This is a genomic window from Xanthomonas sp. WCS2018Noco2-27, from assembly GCF_031843525.1.
Lineage (GTDB): Bacteria > Pseudomonadota > Gammaproteobacteria > Xanthomonadales > Xanthomonadaceae > Xanthomonas.
The window spans coordinates 958,863-980,641 of sequence record NZ_JAVTIK010000001.1 but is presented as its reverse complement, the minus strand read 5'-3'; the positions used below and the strand labels follow the sequence as shown (position 1 = coordinate 980,641).

General features: G+C 62.0%; 16 protein-coding genes. 6 read left to right on the top strand and 10 right to left on the bottom strand.

Features of this window, described 5'->3' with window-relative positions:
* Positions 1-37: 37 nt before the first annotated feature.
* The 6 genes from RQH86_RS04330 to RQH86_RS04305 form a co-directional block, all read right to left on the bottom strand.
* Positions 38-2,479, bottom strand: coding sequence for a two-component system VirA-like sensor kinase (locus RQH86_RS04330; RefSeq protein WP_311239963.1), 2,442 nt, complete (start codon positions 2,477-2,479; stop codon positions 38-40).
* On the bottom strand, positions 2,476-3,360 hold the full coding sequence (locus RQH86_RS04325; protein ID WP_311239962.1) for a cytochrome c peroxidase: 885 nt from the start codon (positions 3,358-3,360) through the stop codon (positions 2,476-2,478). The genes RQH86_RS04330 and RQH86_RS04325 overlap by 4 nt, the downstream gene beginning before the upstream one ends.
* 110 nt (positions 3,361-3,470) lie before the next feature.
* Positions 3,471-4,247 carry a response regulator transcription factor gene (locus RQH86_RS04320; RefSeq protein WP_311239976.1) on the bottom strand — a complete coding sequence of 259 codons (777 nt, stop codon included), beginning with the start codon at positions 4,245-4,247 and terminating at the stop codon, positions 3,471-3,473.
* Positions 4,248-4,595: 348 nt separating this feature from the next.
* Positions 4,596-5,414: an alpha/beta hydrolase gene (locus RQH86_RS04315; protein ID WP_311239961.1), complete on the bottom strand. Its 819-nt coding sequence runs from the start codon at positions 5,412-5,414 to the stop codon at positions 4,596-4,598.
* Positions 5,415-5,446: 32 nt separating this feature from the next.
* Positions 5,447-7,003, bottom strand: a complete 1,557-nt coding sequence (locus RQH86_RS04310; protein ID WP_311239960.1) for a GMC family oxidoreductase N-terminal domain-containing protein — start codon at positions 7,001-7,003, stop codon at positions 5,447-5,449.
* A gap of 129 nt (positions 7,004-7,132) precedes the next feature.
* Positions 7,133-7,309 (bottom strand): hypothetical protein, encoded by a 177-nt coding sequence (locus RQH86_RS04305; protein WP_311239959.1) that lies wholly within the window; start codon positions 7,307-7,309, stop codon positions 7,133-7,135.
* Positions 7,310-7,621: 312 nt separating this feature from the next.
* Between RQH86_RS04305 and RQH86_RS04300 the strand changes: the two genes are divergently transcribed.
* The 6 genes from RQH86_RS04300 to RQH86_RS04275 all read left to right on the top strand — a co-directional run bounded on the left by RQH86_RS04300 (position 7,622) and on the right by RQH86_RS04275 (position 17,264).
* Entirely contained in the window at positions 7,622-8,821 is a 1,200-nt protein-coding gene (locus tag RQH86_RS04300; RefSeq protein ID WP_311239958.1) for a cytochrome P450, read from the top strand.
* A gap of 288 nt (positions 8,822-9,109) precedes the next feature.
* The gene (locus RQH86_RS04295) at positions 9,110-9,514 is read left to right on the top strand and encodes a LuxR C-terminal-related transcriptional regulator (RefSeq protein WP_311239957.1); all 405 of its coding nucleotides are present in this window, start codon (positions 9,110-9,112) and stop codon (positions 9,512-9,514) included.
* Between the two features lie 143 nt (positions 9,515-9,657).
* A complete protein-coding gene (locus RQH86_RS04290) occupies positions 9,658-12,579 on the top strand; it encodes a two-component regulator propeller domain-containing protein (RefSeq protein ID WP_311239956.1) in 2,922 nt (973 codons plus the stop codon).
* A 14-nt stretch (positions 12,580-12,593) separates the two neighbouring features.
* Positions 12,594-13,220 (top strand): response regulator transcription factor, encoded by a 627-nt coding sequence (locus tag RQH86_RS04285; RefSeq protein ID WP_311239955.1) that lies wholly within the window; start codon positions 12,594-12,596, stop codon positions 13,218-13,220.
* 144 nt (positions 13,221-13,364) lie between these two features.
* Complete coding sequence (locus tag RQH86_RS04280; RefSeq protein ID WP_115527815.1) at positions 13,365-13,751, top strand: hypothetical protein; 387 nt, start codon at positions 13,365-13,367, stop codon at positions 13,749-13,751.
* A 438-nt stretch (positions 13,752-14,189) separates the two neighbouring features.
* Positions 14,190-17,264 (top strand): two-component regulator propeller domain-containing protein, encoded by a 3,075-nt coding sequence (locus RQH86_RS04275; RefSeq protein WP_311239954.1) that lies wholly within the window; start codon positions 14,190-14,192, stop codon positions 17,262-17,264.
* Positions 17,265-17,357: 93 nt separating this feature from the next.
* Here the strand turns inward: RQH86_RS04275 and RQH86_RS04270 are convergent, their stop codons facing one another.
* The 4 genes from RQH86_RS04270 to RQH86_RS04255 form a co-directional block, all read right to left on the bottom strand.
* Entirely contained in the window at positions 17,358-17,567 is a 210-nt protein-coding gene (locus RQH86_RS04270; protein WP_311239953.1) for a hypothetical protein, read from the bottom strand.
* Between the two features lie 254 nt (positions 17,568-17,821).
* Complete coding sequence (locus RQH86_RS04265) at positions 17,822-18,997, bottom strand: peptidoglycan-binding domain-containing protein (protein WP_311239952.1); 1,176 nt, start codon at positions 18,995-18,997, stop codon at positions 17,822-17,824.
* Between the two features lie 221 nt (positions 18,998-19,218).
* A complete protein-coding gene (locus RQH86_RS04260) occupies positions 19,219-20,016 on the bottom strand; it encodes a lysozyme inhibitor LprI family protein (RefSeq protein WP_311239951.1) in 798 nt (265 codons plus the stop codon).
* A gap of 423 nt (positions 20,017-20,439) precedes the next feature.
* Positions 20,440-21,756, bottom strand: a complete 1,317-nt coding sequence (locus RQH86_RS04255) for a substrate-binding domain-containing protein (RefSeq protein ID WP_311239950.1) — start codon at positions 21,754-21,756, stop codon at positions 20,440-20,442.
* Positions 21,757-21,779: the final 23 nt, after the last annotated feature.

Genomic DNA, 21,779 nt, shown 5'->3' with positions numbered 1-21,779 from the left:
GCCGACTGTGTTTCATTTGTCACACAGCGATGGTCTCTCATCGCGTGACGTGCTTGCGACCTTCGCGCGTGACTGCGCGATCCAGCACGATGGCAAGCACTTCCAACTCGAAGGGCGGTGCGATGATTTCGGCGATGGCATCGGCCAACCCTTCGCGCGCAGAGAGAGCGGCCGCGCGCGTGACCAGCACCAACGGCAACTTCGGGGCTGCGGCGTGCAGCGCAACAATTGCCTGTCCTGCATCACCGACACGGTCGCGTTTGACCAGCACGCCATCAAACCGCAACAGATCGCCGGACACGGCCATGACGGCGGCGCCTGCGTCAAGCACGCCGACGGGTTCATGCCCGAGAGCGGCCAGCATTTCCTCGATGCGCTCGAGTTCTGCCGGCTCATCGCACAGCACCAGCCAGGTCGCATGTCGCGAGCGCAACGCATGCAGGGCCGTGGGCTGCGGTGCAGTGTGGTTGATCGAGGAAACAGGCAGCTCGACTACAAACGTGGTGCCTACGCCCAAGGTACTTTCCACAACGATCCGTCCATCATGGTTGTCGACGATCTTCCTGACCGTTGCCAACCCCAGCCCGGTGCCGCCAGTGCGCGTGGTGAAGAACAGATCGAAGATCCGATCCAGATGGTCGGGAGCAATACCGATGCCCTGGTCGCTCACGCGCAGCTTTGCGACGCGGCGGGGGATGCCATCTGCGCCGTGCTCCTGCACAGCGGACAGATGGATTGCGATCGTTCCGCACATGTCCATGGCCTGTGCAGCATTGGTAGCCAGATTCAGGATCACCTGTTGCAGTTGCGCCGGATTGCCCAGTGTCTGCATGGGCACCGGTTCCTGTCGAAGGTCGATTGCAATCGTCGACGGCAGCGACACCGACAACAGCGAGGCAGCTCCTTGCAGCAAGGCGTTAAGTTCGACCGGCTGCATGTGGTAATTCTGCACGCGCCCAAAACTGAGGATCGATTCGATGAGCTCGTAGGCATGCGCAGCCGTCGCGCTGATCTCAAGCAGATGTTCCAGTGCCGGCGACTGCAGGTCCAGCTTGGCAATTGCGATCTCGGCATTGCCCCGGATTGCACCGACGATGTTATTGAAATTGTGCGAGATGCCACTGGCCATCGCACCGATGGTTTCCATGCGTCGGGCCAACTCCAGCCGATGCTCCAACGCCTGCGCTTCTTCTTCCAGGCGCCGCAGCTCGAGTGCGTCGAAATAAGTGTCAAGGGCGATGTGCAATTGCGGCAGATACTCAATCAGCGCTCTCACCCTGGATGACCTGCGCCGTGGTGCCAACGGCAAGCGGAAGCAGAGCAGGGCGACGATGCCGGTTTCTGTGTGCTTTCGCAGGCATATCCACTTCGCCGGGCAGGCATCTACAGGCTCGCGCAGCGCATGAATGGAGTCATCGACATCAACAACCATCAGGTCGCTTGCTGCCCCGTGGTTGGCGCGCGCCACTGTGGCAACGGTGGTCCGGAATGCGTCGTCCTGCACGTCGGGCCAGATGCGTATGGCGCCGCTGGCAAGTACCAGGCCAAGTCTGGCGCTCGGCACTTGCATCCAGTCGGTCAAACGCGCCAACCCATGCTCGATTCCTACATCCAGGCGCCGGCGATCGCTGACCACAAGGCTGCGTGACACCGCGACCATCAACCGATCGAACTTCGACCGCCGACGCAGTACGCGCGCGCGACGTCTCAGCAACTTGCCCAGGTAAAGCAGGGCAATCAGCATAACGATGGATAAGCCAAACAGGACGATCCGCACTTGGCGTGCGGTGTCCTGCAGAACCGTCTGGTGCATCTGCAGGTAGCGCTTGGTGTGAATGTGTGATGCCAATGACGACATCGGACGCATGCGCCGAATCGTGGCATCGGTGTCAGGCAGCAGCTTCAGCAACATGCGACCGTGCGGGAGCAACGGTGCGCCGGCGTTGCGCTGTGCTGCTTCATCCAGGCGCCTGCGTGCCTGTTCGACAGCATCACCAGTGGTATCCAGGCTCAAACGGTTGACCGCGCTTGCCAGCATGCTCGCTACGCGGGCTGCGCCGGGATCCTTGCTTTGCCGGATTTGCGCGCTACTTTCGCTCCAGAAATACGCCAGCGAATTGGACAGCAGCGAATTCTGGGACTTGAACAATTCCAGCTGGACGGACTTCGCGGTGTAGTCAGCCGCCAATGCGGCGATGGCCTGCTGCAACGGACGCTCGTCTCCGGCCAGTTGCTGCAGATGTTGCAGCGTGGCGCGTGCGCGAACATCTCCGGCTACCAGCGAGTCGTAATCGCGGACTAGTCCGATGCGTGCCTTCAGCACGTCGTTGTCGATACTGGTGTCGGCTAGTTCCAGTGCGTCCAGTGCATCGAGCGCATTGCCATACCGCTGCGTGTCACGATCGAGCACTCCCATACGCATGCCGAAGAAGATCAGCCCCGCCAGCAATAAGGCGCTGAGGATCGTCGCCCACCTCACGGATCGGGGGCCGTCAGCGGCCGGCCCTGGCTCTTGCCCGTGAGCGTCTGCAGGAACGCTGCAATGTCGGCGATGTCAGCAGGACTCAGCGTCACACCAAGTTGCGACGTGCCCATCGCCTTGATTGCCTGCGGCAGCGTGGCGGCGCTTCCGTCGTGGAAGTAGGGCGCGGTTGTCGCGACGTTACGCAAACTCGGCACGCGCAAGATGGGCGTGCCGTGGCGTGCAGCAGGGGCGAAGATGCCACTGCGCTGGAACAGGTTACCTCCCACGTTGACGCCCTGGTGACACGAGATGCAGCCAGCAGCCTTGAAGGTGCGGTAGCCGCGTAGTTCCTGTGCAGTCAATACAGTGTCGTTGCCCTGCAGCCAGAGATCGAAGCGACTGCCAGGGGTGACCAGCGAACGTTCGTAGCTGGCAATGGCATCGAGCAGCGCCGCGCGATCCGGCGGCTTGCCGTACGCTGTGCGAAAACGCTGGCTGACGACCGGATCTTGCCGCAGTCGTTCCACCACCGTTGCGATATCTGCCTGCATGACGCTGTGGCTTTCGAGCAGTGCTGCAGTCTGTACCTCCAGGCTGCGGACATTGCCACGCCAGCCCAGTCGGAAGTTCGCCGCGGCATTGAACACAGTGGGCGTATTGAAGGCTGGATTGGCGCGTCCTGCTATCCGGGTCATCGCATCGGCGGTCGCGCCGTTGCTGGACATGTCGTGGCAGGACGTACAAGCCAGGCGATGATCGCCCGACAGCCTGCGATCGTTGAACAGCGATGCGCCCAGCGCCACCTTGTTCGCATCCAGGTCCGTAGGTGGACGGATGGCGTGGATGGGCTCGCCGGTACGCGCAAGCGGCGGCGCTGCCAGCCCAGGCGATGGCATGCACAGTGCAAGAACTGCGGTGGCCGCACAAAGCGCAAGTGCCGTCGCTGTCGCGGGCGAACCGGATCGGCAGCCACGGCTGCCCAGGCCGGACTCTGGCCGTCGACTCATCAGGCGTGTTCCACCGACGGCGTGAACACATAGCCTGCGCCGCGCTGAGTCACAATCAACTTCGGATCGCTCGGGTCATGTTCGAGCTTGCGGCGCAGCCGCAGGATCTGCACGTCGATACTCCGGTCGAACACGTCCTCGTGCAGACGCGTGGCACGCATCAGGTGTTCCCGGCTCAGCGGTCGACCGGGTGCGTCAACGAAAGCGCGCAGCAGTCCATATTCGCCCTTGGTCAACGGCACGGCAGACAGACCCGCACGCTCTACCGTGCGCGCCTGCAGATCGAACTCCCAGTCATCAAAGTGCACACGGCCTTCGCCTGCTTCGCGCGTCATGGCAACCCTGGAGGCCGTATGACGGCGCAGCACGGCACGAATCCGCGCAGTCAACTCATGCAAGCCGAAGGGCTTGGGTAGATAGTCATCGGCACCCAATTCCAGCCCGACCACCCGGTCGATCTCGTCGCGGCGATGGCCGGTCATGATGATCACCGGGACGTCGGACTCCTTGCGCAAGGCGCGCAGCAGGTCCAGTCCGTCCTCATGCTTGAGCATCAGGTCCAGCAACAGGATGTCCGGCGCGCGCCGCTGAAGTGCTGCAGCGACCTCGCTGCTGTTGGTCGCAACGAACGCTTCCATGCCCTGCGAGCGGATATGCCCCATGACTACCTGCGCCATGGCGTGGTCGTCGTCCACCACCAAGACTTTAGCTGCCTGGCTCGAACGTTGAGCGCTTGTGGGGAGGGGGGAGGGGGAAATGGAAGGGAACTTCATCATCGACTGTCGATCCTGCATGCCGGCGGTCATCGCCCCGTTCCAGTAGCTGACGACATGGAATGACTGATTTTCCGGCTAAAAAAACCATCGCATCCATGCGTCGCGTGCAGCCACGTGCCGTCCAGCGGACCGCACGTGGCATGCATGAGGTTCGATGCTCAACACGCTGTCACGTCGGTATCGACGGTGACGTTGAACCGTTGCTCAAGAGGCTTGTTTCGTGTGGCAGGTACTGGCTCTGCGCAGACGATGGCGTGACTTGCCGCCGGCCATGCCCGTTCGGCTTCCCGATGCGGGGAGCTTTCGCAAGTAGCTGAGCGCTGTCATCGGTCGGCAATCTATCTAGCCTCAGCCCGCTTGCGAACTTGCTTTCGCATTGGCCTTCGCTTTCGATGTCACGCCACGCGCGGCACGATCAATGACCTCGGACACCACCTCCGGCTGCGTCATGAACAGTGCATGGCTTCCCGGCACCGTGGTGATGTCCGCGCCAATCCGCTTGGCCATATGCAACAGCATGGCTTGATCGAACGCCTTGTCCTCGGTAGCGATGACTGCCCAGCTGGGCTTGGTCTTCCAGGCGGCGTGCTGGAGGCGTTCGCCAAACACCGACATCTTGATCGGCACCTGCGAGGCGGCCATGAACGCGGCGTCGGCATCGCTGACATCATGCGCAAAGCCGGCCTTGAACTTCGCAATGCTGATGAAGCCGAAGCCATCGGGCTGGGTCTCGATGACGAACTCTGGCGTGGGTGCAAAGCCCTGATATAGCTGCGCGGTGGTCTCGCCGGCATCGGGCGCCAGTGCCGACACGTAGACCAGACTGACGACCTTGTCGTGCACGCCAGCCTCGCTGATCACCGTGCCGCCCCAGGAGTGCCCAACCAGCACGGTCGGACCGTCCTGACGGTCGAGCGCGCGGCGGGTGGCGGCAACATCGTCGGCGAGCGAGGTGAGCGGGTTCTGCACGATAGTGACGCGGTAGCCACGCTTGACCAGCCGATCGTACACGGCGCGCCAACCGGAACCGTCAGCGAAGGCGCCATGCACCAACACCACGTTGCGTGCTGCATTGGCCGGAACGGTCTTGCCGGGAGCCGCATTAGCCGTGCCGATGGCAGCGATGGCCATGGTGGCGGTCAACAGGAACGGAAGCGAGAGGTGCATGTGAATCTCCTTTGGTGGGCGGATGAAGCGTCTTAGATGCGATGGGCCGCTTTGATGATGTCGGCGGCGCGTTCGCCGATGACCACGCAGGGCGCCATCGTGTTGCCGCTGGTGACGTTGGACATGATTGAGGCATCGGCGATACGCAGGCGGTCGATCCCGTGCACACGCAGCTGGCCATCGACCACCGACATCGCATCGCGCCCCATCTTGGCGGTGCAGGCCTGGTGCCAGAACGTGATGGCCGAGTTGCGCAAGTACTCCTCCATGGCAGCGCCGGACAGCACGCCAGGCAGCGCTTCACGCTTGAGCAGGTGCGCACCGGCGGGTGCGTGAGCAAGCTCCCGGGCAAGCGCCACCGTGGCATGTGCAGCACGTAGGTCGTCGGGATGGGACAAGGTGTTGGCCTGGATGCGGAGCGGGGCGCCAGGATCGGCACCGGTCAGATGCAGGCTGCCGCGGCTCTTTGGATGCGACAGACCTGCAAACACCATCCAGCCATTTTCTGGAACACCCATGTGCGTGGTTTCCGGTGTCGCAACCGGAAACTCGAGTTGGCAATGAAAGAGATCGGGCGCGGGTAGGGACGGGTCGGTCTTCCAATAGAGCGTCGCCTCCGAGCCACCATGGCCCACCTCCACCGGCGCGGTGGATTCGAAAATGCATCCGAATGCCACATGGTCCTGGTGGTTGCGTCCCACGCCAGGCAGGTGCTCAATCATCTGGATGCCATGCGGACGCAGTTCTGACTCAGGACCAATCCCGGATTGCATCAGCACCTTCGGCGTATTGATTGCGCCAAGCGACAGCACAACCTCGCGCTCGGCCATGAATTTTTCTGCACGGCCAGCGACGATGGCCTCGACGCCAATCACAGCCTTGCCTTCGAACAACAGCCGGGTCACTGGTGTCTGCAGCAGTACCGTCAGGTTAGGCTGGTGGCAGCGGGGCCAAACATAGGCGCGGAAGATCGATGCGCGGCGACCGTCCTGGACAATCAAGTCGGTCAAGGCGGCGCCGCCATCGCCTTCCATCATCTGTCCATTGGGGCTGTCGAACGTTGGTATGCCGCTCGCTGCTGCGGCCTCGACCATGGCGGTCGCGACCGGGTGCGGATTACGTGCGGGTGCAACGTGGACTGGGCCACCGCTGCCGCGGCGCTGCGGATCTGCAATGCCCTGCCAATCTTCGATGCGACGGTAGACATCGAGCACCGAACGGTAGCTCCAGCCATCGTCGCCCGCTTCCTGCGCAAAAGCGTCCCAATCCGACTGGTGGCCGCGTGCCCAGACCATGACATTGATGGCTGAGCCGCCGCCCGCGACCTTGCCCATGTTGAGCGGGATCGCACGATTGTTCAGATGCGGATTAGGCTCTGCCACGAATTGCCAATCCCGCTCAGAACCTAGATTGAGCGGCCATTGCCCCGGCATCAGCACCTCCGGAACGTCGTCGCTACCGCCTGCCTCGATCAGCAGCACACGGACGTGTGGATTTTCTGCCAGGCGTCCAGCCAGGGCGCTACCTGCAGGGCCGGCACCACACACGATAAAATCGTAGCGATGCGTGAGATTGGGCGTGTCGCCCACCGTGCGGAGCGAATTTGAAAGAATCGGCATTCAAGAATCCAAGGTGATCAGCAGCAGGACACACGTTCGTGCGCGGGAAGAGGGAAGCAGTGCATGCATAAACGTCGGCACACACGTGCCGTGCGGGTGTCATAGCGTGTGGCGATCGAGCGTTCGCACGTGCGTGATCAATACGTCTTGACCGTAGAAAAAACACTTGCCGACATCGCAAGCGACCGCCACTGGTACAGCTACTTCAGACGCACTGCGATAGGTCTGCTGCATCAGTATCAAGCGGAAGAAACAACTGCCATATTCGATATTCATCGTACAAATGCGCTACCGAACGACATAGCCGCGGTTACTCCAAAGGGATAAACGCCTCGATCAACTTCGGAGCGATGCCTGGTGTGTTGTGCGCATGTAAAGTGCGCGTCCGCTGCATCGCCGTGACATGCCGTGTGCAGGCAGCGACAGAACATTCTTGCGCGCAAAGGGTAGGACGACCCGCATGGCCGCGCCCGCTTGGCGCCGCCAGCGCGCTGCTGCCGTCTTATTTGCTGGACATCTGCACTGTCGACGGATACAGCGCAACCAACACTCACTTCTAGCTCCCGCAATCCCTGCCAGAGATCTCCAATGCAGCACCCATTGATATGCAATAGCGCCGAACTGCAGACCAGCCCCCATGCCGTTTTCAAGCATTTCCGCCCGCTGACGCCGCTGCTGCAACGTGAGGACGGGCTCTACATCGCGATCCGCGCCCTGGATGTGCAACAGCTGCTCACCGACCCGCGAACCAGACAGATGGAAACCGAAATCGCGGCCGCGCGCGGCGTGACCGATGGGCCCTTGCTCGCGTTCCTGACGCACACCATGGTGCTGAGCAACGGGCAGGCGCACCGCCACCGGCGCCTTCCGTTTGTCCAGGCGTTTGCATCGCGCTTCGTCCAGGACGTGCGGCCTTATGCGCGCATCGTTGCCGAGCAATTGATAGACGCGCGGTATGACGCAGGCGCGATGGACGTCATTGGCGACTTCGCCAATTGGCTTCCTGCGCATGTCATCTGCCACATCCTGGGCCTGCCCGAGACGGACATCCCCGACTTCACTCGTTGCGTGTACAGCCTGTCGCGCGCTTTCAATTCGACGTTCACGTCCGACGAGGTACCGGAGCTGCAGCAGGCGGCAGCAGAGCTTACTGCCTATGTGGAAGGCTTGATCGCACACCGGAGGCGGCGTCCGTGCCAGGACTTCATCACCAGCTGCATCGCTGCAAGCGATACATCCGGTCAGCTCTCTTCCACCGAGCTTGTCGTCCAGCTGATGTCGATCCTGCTTGCGGGAAGCGACACCACGCGCAGTGCCCTAGCGATCCAGGCCTCGTTACTGCTGCAACATCCTGCGCAGTGGCAGGCGGTGTGCAGCGACCCTGCACTGATTCCCGGTGCGGTGCGCGAATGTTTGCGGTTCCAACCAGCGGTCGCATCGGTGCCGCGCGTCACGCTCGAAGACATCGTGCTAGATGACACTTTGTTGCCGGCCGGAAGAATTCTGTCCCTGTCCACACTATCGGCGCTGCGCGACCCGGCGCTCTATACGGATCCAGAGCGTCTTGATATTCGACGTGCCGACGTGCCCAAACGCCAACTCGTGTTCGGCGGTGGCGTACATCGCTGCCTCGGTGAGGCATTGGCCATGATCGAGCTCGAAGAAGGCCTGGCAGCACTGACGCAGCGACTTCCGGACATGCAATTCGAAGGAGATCCGGTCGTGGTCCAGGGAGGCTTCGGCATCCGTACTGCGTTGGACTTTCGTGTCCGCTGGAACGCGGGCTAGATCAGCCGCTGCAGCGTGTTGCGCGCGGTGCAGACAATCACCTGCCTGCGTGATCCAGCGCCGTTACCCTAAAGTGTAAGACGATCGCTCGACTTGGGAGCATTGTGGAGGCAGGGCACCCGCCGGTACGTTAGTGCACGCACTAGATTGGGACTCATCCACATGCCGCATGCTCCCATGATGTTTGTCCTGGTAGACGTCAGCCACTGGCAGACACAAGCGCAGGCGCCATCGCACGATGGCGTTGCGGACCGCAGCGCTGCGCTGTCAGGCAATGCAACGCTGGTGATGGGCGATGGCATGCAGTCTGCCTGTGTCCTGTTGCGCCCTAACGATCTCGACAGTATCGATGCGCAGCTTGACGCGTGGATTACGGCGACAGCTGCCAGGCTTATCGATGTGCGAACGCGTTATGCCGCATTGACGCCGCGCGAGCGGCAGGCGCTACCGCTGGTCACCGATGGCCTGCTCAATAAGCAAGCCGCCGCGGCCATGGGCATCAGCGAGGCGACACTGCAGATCCATCGCAAACGTGTCATGGCCAAGATGGGCGCGCGTTCGTTTGCCGATCTGGTGCGCATCGCTGATCTGCTAGGTCTGTCGCGCCACGCATGCCAAGCCCCCATGGCTCGCCCAGGGCATAACAAAGTGCCGAGCCCACGTCCACACAGGCTCGGTGCGCACGCGGCGTGAGCGTGGCTCGCATCATCATGTGGGCACTGTGGTGTGTAATGGCGTTGGTCGGATGCCTACCTGCATCCGCTCAGCCGGCGGAGGTGCCGGTCTCGCAGTTACACCATATGCAGTGGACGGTCCAAAACGGCGCACCCAGTGGCATGGCCGGCCTGGTACAAACTCGCGATGGCTATCTCTGGGTGATGGCCAACGGAGGCGTGTTCCGATTCGATGGGGTGGAGTTCGAGCACATCCGACGGGTAGCAGGTACAGCCCTGCCGGTTTCCCCTGTCTATGCGTTATGGGCACGGCCGGCCGGCGGTCTGTGGATCGGATATCTGTTCGGGGGCGCAACCTTCATTGGCCAAGATGGGACAGCGCATCACTACTCCATCAAGGACGGCTTGCCGCCCAACACAGTGATGAGCTTTGCCGAAGACGGTGATGGTCGTATGTGGGCCGGCACCACCGTTGGGCTGTTCCGACTCGATGGCCGGCGCTGGACGCAGGCGGAAACAACGTGGCAGTTTCCCAAATCGAGAGTCGAAGAGTTGGAACTCGATGAAGAAGGGACTCTTTGGGCCTACACCCACGGTGCGCTGTACTTCCATCGACGTGGCGAACTGCATTTCGGACTAGCGCTGAAGGCAGATCGCGAACTCGCATGGGGCAACTTGCTGAAGGCACCGGATGGGCGGGTCTGGCTGTCGCGGCAGTGGTCAGGGCTCACCGAGCTGCGAGCCCCGCACCTGGGTGCCAGCCTGAAAACAGATTGGCTCGACTTTCCGGGCGCCGACGAGAGCATGTTGCAATTGATGATTGGCCGAGATCGGACGCTATGGCACTTCTCTTCAAGCGGACTCAAGCGTTTTTCGCTAGATAGGACCAATCGCGCTACGTCGCCGAACATTGGTCGGGACAATGACTCCTCGCCACCGCTTCGCCTGTTGGGTGAGACTCCGGTCTCACTGATGCACGATCGCGAAGACAATGTCTGGGCCATCTCCAATGGTGGTCTGTCACGCTTGCGTGCAGCCGCGTTCTTGCGGGTTGGACTGGAACGAGCTGCGCGTGGCGCGGCAGCGATTGCCGGAGGAGACGGGGCGGTCTGGGTCAGCGATTCGGACCATGGGTTGCACCGGCTGCAGGACGGGTTCAAGCGCGAATCGTCGCTGTCCATGCACGATGATTATTCGGTTCTGCACCGAGATCGCCGCGGTAATTTGTGGCTGGGCGGGCGCGGCAATTCGATTTATCGCAGCAGCGGCAACAAGCTCATCGAGTGGCGTCCCGCCGAGGCACAGCCCAACACTGGCATTCAAGCGATCACAAGCCAGCAAGACGGCGCGCTGTGGGTGTCGGTCGTCAGGGCCGGGGTATACCGGGTCGTCAAGAACCGGTGGACATTATGGGGAGGCCTGAGTGCGCTGCCACGTGAGCCGGCGACATCGATGACGGTGGATGCGGCAGACCGCCTCTGGCTTGGCTATGTGCAAAATCGCCTCGCCATCGTCGATGGCGGCCAGGTAAGCGTGTACAGCCCGGCGGATGGATTGGCTGTAGGCGCGGTGCAGGTCATGTCTGTGTCAGGTCGCAATGTCTGGATCGGAGGGGAGAAGGGCTTGGCGCGCTTCGATGGCAGGCGGTTTCATTCGGTGCTCAACAGCGAGGGGCTCCCGTTCGGAAGCGTCACCGGGCTAATTCAACAGGCTGGAGGAGCGCTGTGGTTGAACACCAGCGACGGCGCCGTATTGATCGATGCAGGCCAAGTCCGCAACGTCGTATCCAAGCCTGCACATCTGGCACGCTTCCGCCTGTTCGACCACCTCGATGGCTTTCCCGGTGCCACCCCGTCTCTTGGCCCTTGGCCGACGGCTGTGGAGAGCACCGACGGGCGTCTGTGGTTCACGACCTCCAACGGCGTGGTCACGCTTGCACCACATCTGCCGCCACCCAATACGGTGGTGCCGGATGTGTACATCAAATCGCTCACGGTGGATGGAAAGCGCACCAGTGTCGAAGGAACCAAGCACGCGGTGCTACAGCTTCCCACTACGCCATTGGTGATACAGATCGCCTACACCGCACCAAGTTTTACCATGCCCGAGCGTGTGCATTTCAGGTACCGCCTGCAGGGATCAGCGATGGGATGGGAGGATGTCGGGACGCGGCGTGAAGCGTTCTTTACCAGCCTTCGTCCAGGGAATTATCGCTTCCAAGTGATCGCGGCAAACGAGTCGGGAGTATGGAACGACACCGGTGCAAACGTGGACTTCGTCGTCCCGCCTACCTTCCTGCAATCACGTACCTTCCTGCTCTTGTGCGCGCTCGCGATCGGGGGCGCCTTCTGGTTGTTGTTCGTCCTGCGAATGCGCCAGGTCAAGGCCACACTGCAATGGCGGAGCGAGGCGCGACTGCTGGAGCGTGAGCGCATCGCGCGCGATCTGCACGACACGTTTCTGCAAGGCGTTCAAGGATTGATGTTGAGATTTCAATCCGCCGCCGAGCGGATCCCGGACGGGGAGCGCGCCAGACAACTCATGGAGGATGCGCTGGATCGAGCGGACCGGATTCTGGCAGACGGGCGCGACAAGGTGGCGGAGTTGCGAACGTCGGTTAGCCTGGAGCTGCCGGATGCGCTGGCAATGTCGGGCAACGAACTGGCTCGCGATTATGGCGTAGCCTTCCATGCATCGGTCGAGGGTAGCCGACGCGAGCTGGATCCGCTGGTGCTGGAGGAAGCTTTCCGCATCGGGACCGAGGCACTGACCAATGCTTTCCGTCACGCGTGTGCCACGAGGATTACTGTGGTAACGGTGTTCGGACGACGGCACTTGGAGGTCCGTGTCAGCGATGATGGATCCGGCTTTGATCTGTTGGGAGTCAAGGACGGGCGCTGGGGTTTGAAGGGCCTGCATGAGCGCGCCAACAGGGTCAAGGGCAAGCTCGTCGTTATGAGCAAGTCCGGCGTTGGGACCACCGTCGGATTGCAGCTGCCGGCCAGCTGGGCGTATAAGAAAGCCCGACGCCGCCGCTGGAACTGGCGCAGGCTCTTTGGCAAGCACCAGGAGAAAAATACGTGAAACGGGCTGAAGACATGCCACCGGCCCTGATTACCGTCTTGGCTGTCGACGATCATCCGCTGCTGCTCGACGGCATCAAGGCCGCGTTGAGCGAGCAGCCGGACATGGCATTGATCGCCGAGGCCATGAACGGCCGCGAGGCGATCGAACAGTTTCGCGTGCATCGACCGGATGTCACCCTGATGGATTTGCAGATGCCCGGTATGGGCGGGCTGGAAGCGCTGCGCGGCATCCTCAGCGAATGGCCGGAAGCGCGCATTGTGGTGCTGACCACCTACCGCGGCGATGCGCAAGCGATGAGCGCGCTCAAGAGCGGAGCCAGGGGCTTTATGCTCAAGGGCATGATGCGCAAGGAGCTGCGCGAGACCATCCGCGCAGTCCACGCCGGTCGTCGTGTGGTACCAGCAGAAATCGCCATGGAACTGGCACAGCACGCCGGCGAAGACGACCTCTCGCCACGCGAGATGGAAGTGTTGAGGGAACTTGCGCGCGGCAACGCGAACCGGGAAATCGGCGACGCACTCAACTTCACCGAAGGGACGGTCAAGGCCCACATGAAACATATCCTTGCCAAGCTTGGGGCCAAGGACCGCACACATGCGGTGCTACTCGCACTCAAGCGCGGCATTCTCGAGGTGTGAACGGCAGCAGGCTCGCGTCGCCTGCAACCCATTGATCGCCGGTAAGGGGAGAGACGACGCATGGCGCCCGTGCTCTGCAATACGAACGTAGCGGGGCTGCAGGCTGCGGGCTGCACATTACGGTCAATGGCATAAGGGAAAATCATGGCACTGCGTTGGTTCTTGCTGGTTCCCACCGTCCTGGGCGGCTTTCTCATTGCCGGCATCCTCGGCAGTCTGGCGACCGCAGCGGTTGGCGCCTGGCATCTTCCAGGTGCAGGCTTCAGCGCAGCGCTGGCGGTCGTCATTCTTGCCTATGTCGCTGCGCCTGCCGTCAAGTTGCAGACTGCGCTCTGCATGCTGATCCTCGGCTGTGGCATTGCCTGGTGGTTGCTGGAGCCCTCGTTCTATCCAGAAAGCTACCGCGATCGCGGTGCCTATATGCCGACGCATCTGCCACTGGTGGCGACCTATCTGGGCGGACTGCTTGGGCTGTGCGCTGTGCTTGTCGATCACCGGCGACGCCGTGCCGCTCATCGAAAGCCAGGCTGATCGGCGCCTTCCAGTCGTCCCCATGTCGACCGGAGCGAGGAGGGCATGCCTGTAGCAGCCGCTGACTCACGCATGCTTTGCTCGGAAAACACAGCGCATCTGACACTGCTTTGTCAATCTTAAGGCGGTGAACAACCCATATGCCAAGCGATGAACGACAGAGCTGGAGGTGGCCGACCATGACGGACTCACTGGTTGCACGGTAACCCTTGCAATCTTGCACTGCGTTGAGCTTGCAATCTTGTGGCGCGCTTGAGCCTGCCATCCACAGAAAGGCTCTCGGCGATATCACGTAATCCGGCTGCATGAGATACAGTCATGCGGCCCTTAACGCACTGAAGCGCTTTGGCCAAACCGCGATTGACGCGAGAGGCCAGAACTGCAGAACGCTCTCCGATTCGGAGTGGGCCTTGTCTACCCACCCTGAAACAAAAGGAGATGACGGCGTTGCGTCGTCTGACACCCCCCCTATGGATGCGCCTCATCCTCCAGTGCGGCATCGCAGGCGCAGTCTGGCTGCTTGCGGCAAATGCGCTTGCGCTCGACCGCGAGCGTAGCCTCGCGCAGTTGCATCACACCTCCTGGACCGCGCGCGACGGCGCGCCCAGCCAGGTATATGCGCTTGCCCAGACCAGTGATGGCTACCTGTGGATCGGTGGATCAACCGGTTTGTTCCGCTTCGATGGCGTGACCTTCGAACGCTACGAAACTATTGGCGGAACGCAGCTGCCGTCGATCCAAGTCAGCGCGCTGCTGGCGACCCGAGAGGGCGGTCTATGGATCGGCTTTCGCAGTGGCGCAGTCGCGCTTCTCCGAGACAAGACGTTGCAGGTGTATTCGAGCAAAGATGAGCTCCCACCCGACAAAGTGCTCGGCTTCGCCCAAGATCACGACGGGGCCATCTGGGTCGGCACCGCGTCTGGCCTGGCTGTCCGCAAAGGCAATCGCTGGAAGACGGTAGGCGCGGCACAGGGCTTCCCCGAAGGGGAGCGAGCGAGTTTACTCGGCGTCGATCGAACGGGCACGCTGTGGGCCGCCGGTATCGAGAAGCTGCTGTTCCTGCCGCGTGGCGAGCACGTCTTCCGCGACACTGGCCAGCGATTGAATGATGGCGTTCAAATCGCTCAGGACGCGACGGGCCGCCACTGGATCGCCGAAACAACGCGCGCGGTGCGGCCGCTCGCACTGGCAAGCGATGGCCGAGTCGGTAAGAACGAAGAAATCTGGGTAGGTGCGTCGGCGATCACATTCGATGACGACGGCGGGCTGTGGATCACCACCGTGGGTGACGGCCTGCGCAGGATCAGCCACCCGGAAAAATCCAGCCCGGCTTCCAGGGCTGAGGCGTTTACGCAGGCGGACGGACTCAGTTCGGACTACATGATTGCCGTCCTGGAGGATCGCGAAGGCAATCTTTGGTTCGGCAGCGATAAGGGAATCGATCGTTTCCGACATGGCGATGTCGTTCCGGTGAACTTACCCGCAGCACACACCGGGTTCACTCTGATGGCGGGCATAGGCGGTGATATCTTGGCCGCCAGCGCCTCGAACAAGCCCCTGTTGCAAATCCGCGGCAGCACATTGATTCCTCATGCGCAGGTCGAAATTATCGACGGTGTCTATCGGGATCCCGTAGGTACCATCTGGTGGTACGGATACACTGGTCTTTGGCGCCATTACCAGGGCGGTTTCGCGCTAATGCCTTGGCCTCCTGGTGTGCGTCTAGGGGACTGGATCTTGCTCACGCTCCACGGTGATGGCAACGGAGGACTATGGGCTAACATCCTAGGCCATGGCTTCAAACACTTCCGTGATGGCAAATGGGAAGACACGTCGCCGAGCCACTATCCGGCAGGCACGACAAGCGCGGTATTCGAAGATGCTCAGGGTCGCGTCTGGTTGGGTACGCTGCCCGATCGCTTGCACCGCATCGAAGGCGGTAAGACCCATACCTACACGGCCGAAGATGGGCCACACGTTGGCCGGGTGATGGCGATTGGCGGCCGCGGACCGCATCTTTGGGTTTCGGGCGAACTCGGACTGGGGCTGTACCACAACGGGCGCTTTTCCAAGATTAGTACCGTAGGGAATGACGCATTAGGTAGTATTTCCGGCCTGGTCGAAACGACTTCAGGAGACTTGTGGCTCAACGCCGTGCAAGGGGCGATTCGCATCCCGGCTGCCGAGGTCGCACAGGTCCTTGCTGACCCGGCACATCCGGTGCGTTACCGCAGGTTTGACTATCTCGACGGCTTACCCGGTGCCCCGCAGATGACACCGACCAACTTCACGGTAGCCGAAGCCAGCGATGGTCGGGTGTGGTTCGCCACCGACAATGGCCTTGCCTGGATCGATCCCGACCGCTTTCATCACAATCCGGTGCCACCGCCGGTACGCGTGCGCGCAGTGGATGTCGATGGTCATCCGTTTTCGCTGGACCCGCTGTTGCAATTGCCGGTTGGTGCGCAACAGTTACGCATCGCCTACACCGCCTTGAGCCTGTCGATTCCGGAACGTGTGCAATTCCGCTATCAGCTCGAAGGCGTCGATCAAGGTTGGCAGGACGCAGGTACGCGTCGCGAGGCGGCCTATACCAATCTGCGTCCCGGTCACTACCGATTCCGCGTCCTCGCCGCCAACGAGGATGGGGTCTGGAACGAGCAGGGGGCAACGTTGGAGATCCAGATTCCACCGCCGTTCTATCTGACGACCTGGTTCCAGACTTTGTGCGTGCTCGTCGTAGCCGGACTGCTCTGGCTCATCTACTTGCGCCGTCTGCGCGTCATGGAGGAACGCCTACAGGCACGGCTGGCGGAGCGCCATCTTGAGCGCGAAAGGATCGCACGCGAACTGCACGATACCTTGCTGCAGGGCATCCAGGGCCTGATTCTGCGCTTCCAGTCGGCGATCGAAAAACTTCCGGCGCAGGAGCCTGCACGCGTTGCGATGGAAGGCGCACTGGAGCGTGCCGATGATGTGCTGAGCGAAGGACGCGATCGCGTGCAGGGACTGCGTACGGCAACCGTGCCCGTGAGCGACCTCCCACAGTCGCTGGCTAGCACAGCAGCCGAACTGATGGATGATTGCGCACCTGACTTCCAGCTACATGTGGAAGGAAACCCGACGCCGCTTGACCCGCTGGCGCGCGATGAGATCTTCAGCATCGCCCGCGAGGCCCTGGTCAATGCGTTCAACCATGCACGGGCCAGCAAGGTCACCGTGGAACTGGACTACGGTGCTAGGGCGCTGCGCCTGCGTGTCAGTGACGATGGTTGCGGCATCGCACCCGACGTCCTTGCCGTGGGCGTGCGTCCCGGCCACTGGGGGTTGTCCGGAATGCGCGAACGCGCCGCCCGCATCGGCGCCGAGCTTACGTTGCGCCAACGCGCTGTCGCCGGCACCGAAGTGGAACTATGCGTACCCGCTAGAGTCGTCTACCGACCGGCTCTGGCAGGATGGAGGCGTTGGTTTGGACGCGCGCCAAACAAGGGGGCTAGGTCAGCGAGGGAATAGCGACAGGCAACGTTATTCTCCATCTGACCTGTCGCAAAGGTGGACGGGACGAGTGTTTGCCAACAGCAGACCATTGGCGGGCGGTGAGGGTGCTCAACGACTCAGCGCCTCACCGGGATCACTCGCACCAGTGCAGGAGGTGTTGTCGGCCGTGTAGTAACTCTGCAGCGCGGGTAAGGCGCCGACCATCGCAAAATTGCCGCCTGTAAAGACCAGCATGACGAGTTCTTCGGCACCACGGACATCTATCAGGGCGACAGCCTGAGAATCAACATTTCCGTCAATATGCCGGGAAAACTGCATCGGCGGGAGAGCTCTGCCGAGCCTAGAATCCGCCAGTCTTCACAGGCGGCGGTCAACCAGTAGGGAGTAGCAGCCATTGAGGCCGCCGAACCGATGGGCACGATTGCGGATTTGCCGGCTCTCTTAGGCCAAGTGATTGCAAGGCATCAACGGACTCGTCGGCCGCCTGGTCCGCGCCTGAAGCCAGCGACGCCGATCAACGAACTGCGGGCTGCCGGTAGCGCATACGTCGCCACTGGCAGCCCGTGCGGTTTTTACATTCCGCGCGCGCGATTCTGTTCCTGTTCGCGCTGCTGGTGCTGCTGATCCTGCGTCTGCGGATTGGTTTGTTGCGCTTGGCGGGTGCTGGCCTCCACGGTCTGCGAGATGGCCTGGCTGTGTTCGACGAGCGCGCGGCGTGCGGCCGGGTCGGTCATCTCACCCTGCACCGCGAACACGCCTGAGCCGTCCAGACGCGCAACTGCCGAGTCGATTCGGTCCATGCCGGCGGCCTTGCTTGCCACCACAAGCTGCCCCGCCGCGCGCTCGATTTGCTCGGCGTCGGTGAACACCGGACGCATGCCGACCTGCGCACGCTGCTTTTCCATCTCTTGCAACTTACCGACCGCCTGCTCGAAACGTGCGTTGTCTGGGTTCGATGCGTCGCGCATGCTCGGCTCGGCCCTGGGCTGCCGCTTCTCCGCCGCCGCTGCATCCAGGGCGGTAAGCGTCTTGTCGCCTGCCTTGCCGTCGTCCTTCAGTCCATTAGCGCGCTGGAATGCCTGTACCGCCGCCAAGGTGTCATCGCCGAAGTAGCCGGTGGTGGCGAGCGGCTTGCCATCTTTGCCCTGGTAGCCCAGGCCGGCCAACTTTTCCTGCATCGCCTTGACCTCGTCGCTGCGCTCGGTCTTGGTGAGCATGCCGTCGGCCATGGTTTTTTGCGCGGGCGCTGTCCGTGTGGGCGCATTCTGGTCCAGGGTCAGACGATCGTTGAGCATATCGCCCAGGTACTTGCGGTATTGGTCCGGCTCCAGCTCGATATGGGCATGCCCCGCGCCCGGCGAACCAGCATCGGACTGCTTGATCAGCGGGTTACCGTACTCGACGTAGTCGCCGGTCTTGTAAGGCGAACTGCCGCGCTCACCGTGCAGCACCTGGCCGAGCAGTTCGCGGTTCGGGTGACCCGCTGGTTGGCTCCAGATGCTGATGGAGTTCCACTTGTTCTCATTGACCTCCACATAGCCGGCGACCGGATTGGGGATCATCACGTCACGTAAGCCTTCTTGATCGGTGAGGATCAGGTCCTTGTGAACCAATGGAATGCCATTGCGGTCGCCGCGGGTGCGGACGGTTTCCAACTCCCCTTCAACCATTTCCGAAGAGCGGTCGGCCAGCGCAGCATTTCCAGTGCGTACGGCCTCGCGGTTGGCCTTGGGGTGGTGGATCTGCATGTCGCGGAACGCGTCTTCGCCCGAAGTGCCATGTGGGATGGTCCGATTGGCGTTGTTGTCAGCGGCTCGATCACCTAGATGCGCTCGCCTGACGAAAGGTCACGGACCGGTGCGGCTTGTTCCTGCACGGGTGCGGACGGTGCCGCAGGCGCGAGAGCGGGGCGGTCAGCAGGTGTAACGAGGACCGGCCCGGCATTTTTCTGTGCTCCTTTGCGATGGGGTTACTTCGAAATCAACGCTTCCAGTGCGTCGACACGGTTGGCGTAGCGATTGATGCGGCAGGACTGCGCGTCCAGCATTTGACCCTGGCCCTGGGTGGCTGGGTCAAAGCGGCAGTAGCGGTTTGTGTCGCGCATATAAGCGGCCTGCTCGTCGCCCAGCTTGTCCTTGAATTCGCTATCCGGACCCGCATCGATGGTCGCGAGCGCAGCGCGCATGCGCTTCTGCTGCCACAAGAACTCTTCGTCTGCGCACGCCTGCATCGCAGACGTCACCGCATCGCTGGCGGCCGCGCACTTCTTGAACTCCGGGCGCAGGTTGGCCCGGTTGTACGAGTCATCCGGCCGATAAGGATTTCCTTCCTCGTCGGTGGTAGGTGCGTCGGCTGCCGTCTTCGAAGACGCGTCCTGTTCGACGGCAGGCATTTCCGTCTGGGACGACGGCGTCTGGGGTGCCGGTGGCTGCGCAGTGGCAGCGGTTGTCGTGGTAGCGACTGGTGCAATCGCTGGTGCTTGCTCCGTCTTTGCGGCAGATTCCGCCTGTGGGGCCTGGCACGCCGCCAGCACCAAACACAGGGCAAACATGGACCCGCAGGCCTTGCCACCAGTGACGCGATTGAAAAGGGTTTGTGCTTTCAATTCCTGCATCTTTCTTTCTCCTTGAAATTCGTTGCGGATTGACGCGGGACACGCTGCGTCCCACGCGGCCACGTCACTGCGTGCGCTCGCTGATGATGCCAGCCATGTCAGCCAGCGCTTCCAACGCGTTACCCCGGTTTGGCGTAGCGATTGACGATGCACGACTGCGCTCCATTATCGCGCACTGTTCATGCTCGTCGCTGCAATGGGTAACGACAGGGTGTATTGCACGGCCACCGCCCGGAGGCTGCGCCGAAAGAATGTTACGAAATCGGCGTCCCATCTGACGTCCGCTCTGGGAGGGAAGCAGACATTGGCGGGGAGCGGATAAGCGATCGTTATCGAGGATAGGGTGGTTACTACTCCGGCCACGCCTGCTCTCTGAACTCTGCCCAAGAACAGGGCAGGGCGGCCGTCTGTACGCGCTGTTTCATACACCGGACCATCTTGCTTAAACTGTGAGATGGGTTGCCGTGATGCTGTAAGTCAATCAGCAGGTGGGGAGCCAGATCGTTAACGTGCATAAAAAAACGGCGGGCATTGCTGCCCGCCGCCAATCGCTGCGTATTACATCTGCGGCAGTCGTTACTGCACGCAGGTCGCCACGGTGTTCTGTACCGAGGTACGGAACGCGGCGACGCCATCGAGGTAGGCAAAGCCGGCTGGTAATGCCGGACGCGTGGTGGTGTTGTAGAAGATACCGAACAGATCCTTCACTGCCTGCACGTGCGCGGCGCTGCCATTGCCGCTGGTATAGCCGGCAACGTAGGTGATGGCCGCGATCGGATACGCATTGGTGATCGATGCGGCCGGATTGACCAGGCGGACGCAATTCTTGACGGCCTGCGTTCCGGTACCCGGTGCTGCGTTGACGGTGGCACCGTCCAGCACGCGACCACTCAGCAGGGCCGCCGCTGCCAGCGACACCGGGGTTCCGTTCTGGCCAAACAGCGCCGGATCGAATCCGTTGACCTTGGCGTACTTGGCAGACTGCAGCAGCACTTCGCCAATGTCGGCATACCCCAGCGCATTGGTGTTGGCCGTTGCGCGCACCGCGGTGACCACACCGTTGTTGCCACTGGCGCCGATACCGCGCGAGCCGTACACCGTGCTCACACCGCCCGGTAGTGCCGAGTTGAAGGTCTGGTTGGGGGTGAAGACAAAGCCCGACGGCACATTGGCCGTGCCATTGCAGGTACGCGCCAGATAGCTGGTGAAGGCGAAGCTGGTGCCGCTGCCATCGGTACGGTAGACGATCTTGATCGGGCCGGTTGCGCCGCTGCCGGAGACCAGCGACCAGTCACTGACCTGGCCGGAATATATCTGGCAGACCTGTGCGGAGGTCAACGCCAGCGCGGTGGTGGCGGTGCTCTGCGACAACGCGATGGCACCGGCGATGGTCGGAATCTGCACCACGCCGACGCGTGCTGCGGCATTGCTGCCGCTCAGAAATGCCTGGTAGTCGGCGGTGCTGTACGGTGCATCGGTGCCGATGAAATCCGGCGTGGCGGTGGCTGCGCTCAGGCCAGCGGGGGCGACGCTGAAATCGTTACACGCTTGGTTGGCAGCGACGGTACCTGCAAGCGTGTTCTTGCCCGTGCCGCTGCCGGTCTGGCAGTACGACACCTTGTTGCTGTTGGCGCCCGCGCTGAACGTGGCGAAGATCGAGCCTGCGCTGATCCCGGCAACGGTGCTGCTGCCGCCGGCGGTGTTGCCGGCATTGGTGGACAGACGCGCATCGGGGTTCGGCGTCAGGTAGGCATTGCCCACATAAGGCTGCGCCGGGAAGGTCGCGCCGCCACCGTACAGATTTTCGGCAGCCATGGCCGGGGTGGCCAGGACAACAAGAGCGGCCGCGACGGCGGTGGCGAGCGAGACGGGGGATATAATGGAAGTGCGCACTGCTTTTCTCCTTCATTGGAAAA